Annotated in this window: 6 protein-coding genes; 3 read left to right on the top strand and 3 right to left on the bottom strand. The window is 58.8% G+C overall.

The annotated features are described in order from the left end of the window. Window positions 1-1,186 (bottom strand): dihydroorotase (locus tag ACVWXE_RS10235; protein WP_457490249.1); only part of this gene is annotated, 1,186 nt, incomplete at its 3' end. A gap of 50 nt (window positions 1,187-1,236) precedes the next feature. Further along, window positions 1,237-1,740 (bottom strand): MarR family winged helix-turn-helix transcriptional regulator, encoded by a 504-nt coding sequence (locus ACVWXE_RS10230; RefSeq protein ID WP_457443390.1) that lies wholly within the window; start codon window positions 1,738-1,740, stop codon window positions 1,237-1,239. Window positions 1,741-2,369: 629 nt separating this feature from the next. On the opposite strand from ACVWXE_RS10230, the gene ACVWXE_RS10225 reads away from it, so the two are divergent. The 3 genes from ACVWXE_RS10225 to ACVWXE_RS10215 all read left to right on the top strand — a co-directional run bounded on the left by ACVWXE_RS10225 (window position 2,370) and on the right by ACVWXE_RS10215 (window position 5,241). Then, window positions 2,370-3,662 (top strand): D-alanyl-D-alanine carboxypeptidase, encoded by a 1,293-nt coding sequence (locus ACVWXE_RS10225; RefSeq protein ID WP_457490248.1) that lies wholly within the window; start codon window positions 2,370-2,372, stop codon window positions 3,660-3,662. Window positions 3,663-3,859: 197 nt separating this feature from the next. Then, window positions 3,860-4,156 carry an IS630 transposase-related protein gene (locus ACVWXE_RS10220; protein WP_414342861.1) on the top strand — a complete coding sequence of 99 codons (297 nt, stop codon included), beginning with the start codon at window positions 3,860-3,862 and terminating at the stop codon, window positions 4,154-4,156. 161 nt (window positions 4,157-4,317) lie between these two features. Continuing rightward, window positions 4,318-5,241: a fructosamine kinase family protein gene (locus ACVWXE_RS10215; protein WP_457490247.1), complete on the top strand. Its 924-nt coding sequence runs from the start codon at window positions 4,318-4,320 to the stop codon at window positions 5,239-5,241. A 292-nt stretch (window positions 5,242-5,533) separates the two neighbouring features. Here the strand turns inward: ACVWXE_RS10215 and glyS are convergent, their stop codons facing one another. Further along, window positions 5,534-7,726: a glycine--tRNA ligase subunit beta gene (gene glyS, locus ACVWXE_RS10210; RefSeq protein WP_457490251.1), complete on the bottom strand. Its 2,193-nt coding sequence runs from the start codon at window positions 7,724-7,726 to the stop codon at window positions 5,534-5,536. Window positions 7,727-8,139 lie beyond the last annotated feature (413 nt).

Raw genomic sequence — 8,139 nt, 5'->3', positions numbered from 1 at the left:
TCCAGCCGCATTTGGTCAGCAGCTCTTCCCGCCGCACCGGTTTGGGTGTGTGGCGATCCACCAGCACCAGGTCGGCGTCGTAGCCCACCTGCAGCCGCCCTTTGTTGGGGATCCCGTAGAGGCGGGCTGGCGCCTCACACATCCACCGCACCACCTGCGCCAGCGTACAACGCCCCTGCTGGGCTGCCGTCAACATCAGGGGCAAGGCCGTCTCTACTCCCGGCATACCCGAGGGGGAGTGGGGATAGGGCTGAGCCTTTTCTTCCAAAGTATGAGGGGCATGGTCGGTGGCAATGCAATCCAGGATCCCGTCCTGCAGCCCCTGCCACAGTTGGGCCAGGTTAGCGGGATCCCGCAGGGGGGGGTTCATCTGGGCCAGGGATCCCAGCCGGGCGTAATCGGCGGTGCTGAGCAGCAGGTGCTGAGGGGTCACTTCTGCCGTCACCCAGGCCGGCTTGTGCTGGCGCAGCAGTTCCACCTCTAGGCCGGTGGAGAGGTGCAAAATGTGCAGCCGATGGCGGTAGCGGGTGGCCAAGTCCAAAGCCCGCCGTGAGGCGATCAGGGCCGATTCCTCGTCCTGAATTTGCGAGTGAACGGCTACATCTGTGCGTCCGGCAAACAGGGCCTTACGGGCTTTGATGCGAGACAGATCTTCGGCATGGACGGCAATTAAAAAGTTGGGATCCGTTTCCCCGAAAATCCGCTCCAGCGCCGCCTGATCATCCACCAACAGGGGCCCATGCATGGATCCCATGAAGATTTTGATGCCACAGGCTCCCTGCACCGTTTGCAACTCTTCTAAGTTATCGGCAGTGGCCCCGATGAAAAAGCCGTAATTGACCACACACTTGCTGCCTGCACGGGCCAACTTGTCATCCAGCGTCGCTTGGTCAATCGTCAGCGGGTCGGTGTTGGGCATCTCCAAAAAGCTGGTCACCCCGCCCCGGGCACAGGCCCAGGATCCCGTCTGCAGGTCTTCTTTGTGCTCTCGGCCCGGCTCGCGGAAGTGAACTTGCGGATCGATCACCCCCGGCATCAAGGTATGGCCCTCGGCGTCGATGACCTTGGCCACCCCTTCTGGCGAGAGGTTTTGGCCGATTTGGGCAATGCGCCCCTCCCGCACCAGCACATCCCCCCGCCAGGGATCCCCTTCCGGCACCAGCAGCTCAGCATTTCGGATCAGCAAATCTCCAGACAAAGCTCCGCCCTCCCCCAAAGGCGCTCTCAAGATAAAGACTATTGACTTGGCTCCGCCAGCACAGCCGCATCTGGATCCACTAACAGATGGGCGATCAGCCGATCCACCAACCGCGAGAGGGTTGCCTGTTCTTCTGGGCTGAGACAGCCGTAGGTTTGCTCCCGCAACTGCCAAATCAGAGGGGGTAAAACGTCTTTCAGCTCCTCCCCTGCAGGTGTGAGGTAGACCCGCCAAATCCGCCGATCCTCAGGATCTCGCTGCCGCCGGATCAGCTCCCGTTTTTCCATGCCATCCAACACCCCGGTCATGGTGCCCCCCAACTGCTGCAAGCGCTCACAAATAGTGGAAGTCGGGATCCCGTCTTCTTCCCAAAGGCAGCAGAGCACCACCCAATGGGAGATGGTCAGGCCAAAAGGCTCCAAATGAGACTGCAACTTCCGCCGCACCAATTGAGACAACAGCCGAATGCGGTAGCCCAGGGAGTTGGGGGCGAGAATGTCATGCCACCGTTCCAGGAAAGCCTGCTTTTCCGATTGAACCATCTCCCCGGTTTGACTGTTTCCCATCGGCGGCCTGGAATGCTCGGAATCTAAATCGCCCTATTTTATCTTTTACTGAGGAGAAGGAGAGAAGGAGCTTACGGTTTGCCGAGAAGGTTGTGTGATCTGCAGTACGGCCTAGCCCTTGCACAGCCAACAGACGATCTGCGGCCATTACAGTTGCAAAAGATATCCATAAAGATATCCATCAGGCCATACAACATTTTTTGGCTACCCATCAGCTAGAAATTGCAGGAGCCCCGCACTGTACCCGTAGGGTCGGTGTCGGGAGGAATGCTACAATAATACTGCGGACACCAGAAACGGTTGTTTAAGGCACTGGTAACGGTCGATTGGGGGTGCTGTAAACCACCCCAGAGGCTCGTGGTTGGCTTGCTAACTGCAGGGCTACTAAAAGCCCGCTCCGTACCGCCTAGCGGTTGGTGTCGGGTAGTTTACGTCACAGCCGACTGGGATCCCTGACAAGCAAAAGATGGGCTTGCCTTGGCCGGAGTCGATAACGCTGGAAAAGGCTGGCACAGAGATTTGCCAAGGCAGTTCGGATGGCACTAGAGTAGCGTCAAGTCTTTTGCCAGCCCGTTGTCCTTTGCAAGTGTCTTTGTGAGGTCATCATGCCGCTTATCCCACAGGGGTTGCGCCCCCATCGTCGTCTCCTCTGGGCAGGGATCCCGTTAGCTGGTGCTTTGGCCTTGGGGGCCTGCTGGAGCAACCCCACAGGTGCTGAAGTCGAGTCTCCCACATTGACTCAGAATCCCTTCCCCCCCATCCCCACTCCACCGCCGCCGCTGCCTTCCCCAAGTGGGACTCCGGGCCTTCCCCCTTGGTGGCCCCGCGCCCAATCGCCGCAGTGGGAAGATTCTCCTTACGCTTCGGTCTTGTCCGGCTTTTTGCAAGGATTGGCGGCCCAAGGGGGAGCGCTCTCTCAACAGGGGATCCTGCTCTGGACACCGGAAGGGGATCTGTTAGCGGAGCATTTATCGGATCGGCCTTTGCCGGTGGGAGCCTTGGATCAGTTGGCCATCAGCTTGATGGCCCTGGAGACTTGGGGTTACGAGCATCGCTTTGAGACCCGCTTCTACACCACAGGCCATCGGTTGGGCCATCGCTTGACGGGAGATTTGATCCTGGTGGGTGGCGGGGATCCCTACTTCACGGAAGCGAATGTGGCAGAGCTGGCCCACCATTTGCATAGCCTCAACATTCGCCAGATCGACGGGGATGTGAAGGTGTTGTCCCCCTTCCACCTGCTGGGCCAACCCGATCCTTTGGCCGGTGCTCGGCGTTTGGCAGAGCTCCTCAGCGATACGCAACAGCCCCACCCGGTTGCCATTCGCGGCTCGGTGTCAACCCTGACAGCCCTGCCCGCGGACGCCCACTGCTTGGCTCGTTATACCTCGCTACGCCTGGGATCCCTGTTGCAGATCCTCAATGGCAGCAACGACCGAGCCATGGCAGAAGCCCTGTTGGCGGAACTGGGGGGCGAAACAGCCCTGCTGGAGTACCTGCGGCAGCGGTTGGTGGCTCAGCCCATTTCCCGCCTGGATTCCCAAATGGCCCCCGCCGAGCAAGACATTCGCCTGGGGCAAAGAGGGCGAGCGCTGTACCTTTCCCCCCGCGCCCTAGCTCATCTCTGGGAACACCTGGTAGATTTCACAGATGGGGATCCGACTCGGATCTTGCCCAGAGCGGGCACTGGCCACAGCACCCTGCGGGCGCGCACCTTGCCCCCAGGCACGGCTGCTCAGGTGGGATCCGCTGCGAATCGGCTGATGACGATGGGGCAGCTGCCGAATGGCATCCACTTTGTCCTGCTCAACCAAGGTCCTGACCTGGGCATTTTGCGCCAGCAACAGGATCAGTTTCTGCAGGATGTGGTGGCCATTTCTGAGCCTCTCCGCCGCTAATGCTGACCTCAATTCGAACTTAATTTGAGATACAGCTCTCCCCCCACTTTCCCCATAGGAGGCGGAAGCTCAAGACCCCAGAGCCCCACAGGTTAGGAACAGGGTCAATTCATTTAAGAATGAGACGGCCCTGCAGCTAAGAAGGCATGGAGGTAGACCTCAGGAGGAAGCTTAGACCTGAGAGAGAGTCATAGGGTATGTCCAGGAAGGGAGCAGTTGCACGGATGAACAAGGTTAGTCGTGCAACAGTTTATCGCTGGCTGAACCGAGAAGACCTGAGGCCGACAAAAGTCAAGACCCGCAAGCGCAAGATAGACTCGGCTGCCCTGCAGCAAGACGGAGACCAGTACCCAGAAGCTCGACTGAAGGATAGAGCCCGGTCTGGCGTCCAACCCGTCCTGCCAGCGGGACGGAGTCCTCGCGCTATTGACTGTGCTCTTGAGAATGAGAAGGTGAAAGTAGCACAAAAAAAGAGTTATGGTCATTTCAATTAAACCAGGAGACTGCGCCCACACCTAAAACTTTGAATGCACGGGGCCATAGGGCTTTTCTCAATGGCCCAGGCAATGGCTCAGGCGTCTCACCCTAACCTGAAATGACTACCCGAAATGACCATAAGTACCTGTTTTTCTCCGACAATTGACTTTTGCTGCTGATGCAAACTCTTTGGCAGACCATCGCCCAGCACCTTTCAGAAGCAACAGGGGATCCCTTACGGCCCCTGCAGTATCGTTCTGTGGGCGGAGGCAGCATCAACGCCACCTATCGGTTTTCCTGCGCTTCCCAAAGCCCTCTTGCAGAAGGGGCAAGAGACTACTTCGTCAAATTGGCCCGTGGGGGAGAAAGGGCGCTGGAGATGTTTGCAGCGGAAGCTGCGGGCTTGCAAACCCTAGCGGCTGCCCAGGCCATTCGCGTACCTCAGCCCATTGTCTGGGGATCCGTAGGAGAGCAGGCCTACTTGGTGCTGGAATACCTGGAGCTAACCTCGCCCCGTCCGCACACTGCGGGTTTGTTGGGATCCCAGTTGGCCCAGTTGCACCGCACCCTATCCCCCAACGGCAGCTACGGTTGGGAGCGCGACAACACCATCGGCTCTACGCCTCAGATCAACAGTTGGCGGCAGAATTGGCCGGATTTTTATCGGGAACAGCGGCTGCTCTACCAGGTGAAATTGGCTTGCCAACAGGGGTATCGCGGCACGTGGGTGGCCCAAGCCGAACGGGTAATGGCGGAGCTGGAAGCCTTTTTTCAGGACTACAGGCCAGAACCCGCTCTGTTGCATGGAGATCTGTGGGGCGGCAACTACGGGGCCTTGGCCGATGGATCCCCGGTGATTTTCGATCCGGCCACCTACTACGGGGATCGAGAGACGGATCTGGCGATGACAGAACTGTTTGGCGGCTTTCCAGCCGAGTTCTATCGGGCTTATCAGCAGACCTATCCTTTGGATAAGGGATATCCTCACCGCAAGCCCCTCTACCAGCTCTACCACTGGCTCAACCATCTCAACCTGTTTGGAGAGGGCTACCTAGGCTCGGTGCAGCGGGCTTTGCAGCAGTGTTTGCAATTTCTTGGATAAATCGTATGGTTGTTCAGGTTAAGATGAGACGCCTGGGCTACTGATCGCGCCAGCGGGACGGAGTCCTTGAAAAACCTTCTAACCCCCTGCATTATTGCTCCGCAACGCTGACGCGAAGACGCGACCAACGGTTTAGGTGTGGGCACAGTGTTCTGAGTTTGAGTGGAAATGACGATATGTCCATTCCCAAGCCGTTCGCGCCAGTGGGACAGAGTCCTTGGGGGGTAGCTCCCTCTGGGAGAGAAGCTGGGGGTGAGGGGGATCTGTCTCGAAGTAAACTGATCTGAAACGGCTAGGGGGTCTTCTCCGGCGAGGATTCCCCTGCCATGACCACAGCCCCCATGTCCCCCAACAGGCGGGACTGGTTGCGCAATACTCCCAGCAAATTGAGCCGGCTGGCCCGTCGCACAGGATCCGGATCCATCACCAGAACGGCTTCAAAAAACTGGGCTACCTGAGGGGCTGCCGCTTGCAGAGCTTCCACCAAGGGAACAAAATCTCCCCGTAAGGCCGGCTCCACCCCCAGACGATAGATTTTCTGGCAAGCCTCGTACAACTCCCTTTCTGCCGCCTCCTGCAACTGACCGGGATCCACGGCGGCTGCCGGATCCACCACGGCGTAGTCCAAATCCCCTTGGGCTGCCAGGCGGGCACAGCGATTGAGGGTGGGATAGAGATCCGCCAATTCCCCGGTGGCCCGCAGGTGTTGCAGGTACTCCGCCCGCAGCAAAGTCAAGGGCAGGTTGCCCAGGGCCCGCAAGGTGAGCTCGGCCTTCTGGGGATCCTCGGTTTTGACCAACTCGGGATCCCCCACCACAGCCCTGACCAAGTCGTAATCAATCCGTTTTTCCTCCTGCAAAAGGGTCTGTATCCGTTGGGCCAAAAACTCCTGCAAGGCTCGCAAGGTGTGGACATCGCCAAAGGCATAGTCCTGCACCACGCTCTGCAACAGCAAGTTGAAGTCAAAAGTCCAGCCGGCATCCCAGGCAACCAGCACCAGGCTGTTGGCGGCCCGCCGCAGGGCAAAGCGATCCGAGGAGCCGGTGGGGATCCGCCCCAAGCGAAACATGCCCACCAAGGTATCCAGGCGATCTGCCCAGCCCACCACCCGCCCCGTCAGTGCTGTGGGCAAAGCGTCCCCCGCTCCCAAAGGCCAGTAGTGTTGCTCAATCCCCTCGGCTACCGCCTCCGGTTCCCCATCCTGCCGAGCGTAGTCGGCCCCCATGATCCCCTGCAGCTCCGGGAATTCGTACACCATTTGGGTAACTAGATCCGCTTTGCACAGTTGGGCGGTGCGCTCCACCAGCGCTTGTTCCTGGGCATCCAAGTTCAAGGCAGCGGCAATGAGGCGGCTGATGTGGCGGATGCGCTCCACCTTGTCCCGCATGGAGCCCAGCCCTTCGGCAAAAGTAACCGCCTGCAGGCGTTCCACCCGCTGCGCCAAGGGGATCCGCCGATCCTCCTCGTAGAAAAAGCGGGCATCCGCCAGGCGCGCCCGCACCACACGGCTGTTGCCTGCCCCGATCCGCTCCGATTGCCGGGGGTCGCCGTTGGAGATGGTGATGAAATAGGGCAGCAATTTCTGGGGATCCCGGCCATCCCGTACTGGGAAGTAGCGCTGGTGAGTGATCATCACCGTCTCGATCACCGCAGGGGGCAAGCGCAAAAACTCTGGCTCAAAGCGCCCCAAAACCGCCGTCGGCCACTCCACCAAGTGCACCACCTCCCGCAGCAAAGGAGCAGGGATCTGGGCTTCCCCATTCACTTGCCTGGCCAGCTTGGTCACCTCAGCCTGAATGTATGCCTCTCGCGCTGTTGGATCGGGGCTGACCCCCGCCTCTTGCATTTGCTGAACGTAGCTCTCGGCCCGCTCCAGGACAACCTGCTGGGATCCCAAAACGCGGTGCCCCCGGCTCACCCGCCCCGCCACCAAGCCCGGCATGGAATTGTCCTCGTGGGTCGGCAGCAGCAAAGGCAGCACCTGATCATCCCAAAGGGAGACCAGCCAGCGGATGGGGCGCGGAAACTTCAGATCCCCGCAGGCCCAGCGCATCAGCCGTTCCCCACTCAAGTTGGTAATCCAGGCGGGTGCCAATTCTTGGAGCACAGCTGCTGTTGGCCGGCCTCGCACCCGCTGCACCGCAAACACAAAGGATCCCTTGCCCACTTGCCGGATTTCCAGGCTGCCGGGATCCACCCCTTGTTTTTGGGCAAATTTTTCCCCGGCAGGAGTGAGCTGGCCATCTTGGTAGGCGACCTGAGCCGGCGGCCCCTTCACCTCTAGGGTGCGATCCGGCTGCTGGGTGGGCAACCCCTGCAACAAAACCGCCAGGCGGCGCGGCGTACCGAAAAGCTGCATCTGCTCCGCTTGCAGATGAGCCTCCGCCAAAGAGGCCGGGATCCCGGTTCGCCACTGCTCCAGAGCCGAATCCACAAAACTGGCTGGGAGCTCTTCACAGCCGACTTCCAGCAAATAGGCAACCATACTGATACATTTACGCTGAACACTGCTGAACATCACTGTTCAACTATGCAGCGATAGCATTCTGTTTGTTTCCATTCGCGTTAGCGGGACGGAGTCCAAACAGAATGGCGGTATCCCGCAAAGCTTTGAGTAGAATACCCAAAGCGCAGTTTCCGTGTCGTCTTACTACCAATTTTCTGCTTTGCTTTGGCTACCATGTTGGCAGACTCGAAAGTAAACAGAAAGATCAACTGGTAGTAATCCGTACTGAACATATTATACATCATTTTCAGTATAGTTGAGCTTATTATTGACTAGAGTCATGCTCCTGTGCTCCGTAGGGTACCATCCCCACTTCCTCAATCAACATAGTCTATGGCTCTGGGCCTCCCTTCTGGCTCACGACTGCTCCGAACCTGGGGTATCCCAGTTTA

The organism is Thermostichus sp. MS-CIW-41 (assembly GCF_054058915.1).
The sequence above is the reverse complement of the archived record's forward strand: the minus strand, read 5'-3'. Positions and strand labels throughout refer to the sequence as shown.

Coding starts and splice junctions, on each gene's coding strand:
- ACVWXE_RS10220 (WP_414342861.1), top strand. CDS start 3,860: ATGTCCAGGAAGGGAGCAGTTGCACGGATGAACAAGGTTAGTCGTGCA.
- glyS (WP_457490251.1), bottom strand. CDS start 7,726: ATGGTTGCCTATTTGCTGGAAGTCGGCTGTGAAGAGCTCCCAGCCAGT.
- ACVWXE_RS10215 (WP_457490247.1), top strand. CDS start 4,318: ATGCAAACTCTTTGGCAGACCATCGCCCAGCACCTTTCAGAAGCAACA.
- ACVWXE_RS10230 (WP_457443390.1), bottom strand. CDS start 1,740: ATGGTTCAATCGGAAAAGCAGGCTTTCCTGGAACGGTGGCATGACATT.
- ACVWXE_RS10225 (WP_457490248.1), top strand. CDS start 2,370: ATGCCGCTTATCCCACAGGGGTTGCGCCCCCATCGTCGTCTCCTCTGG.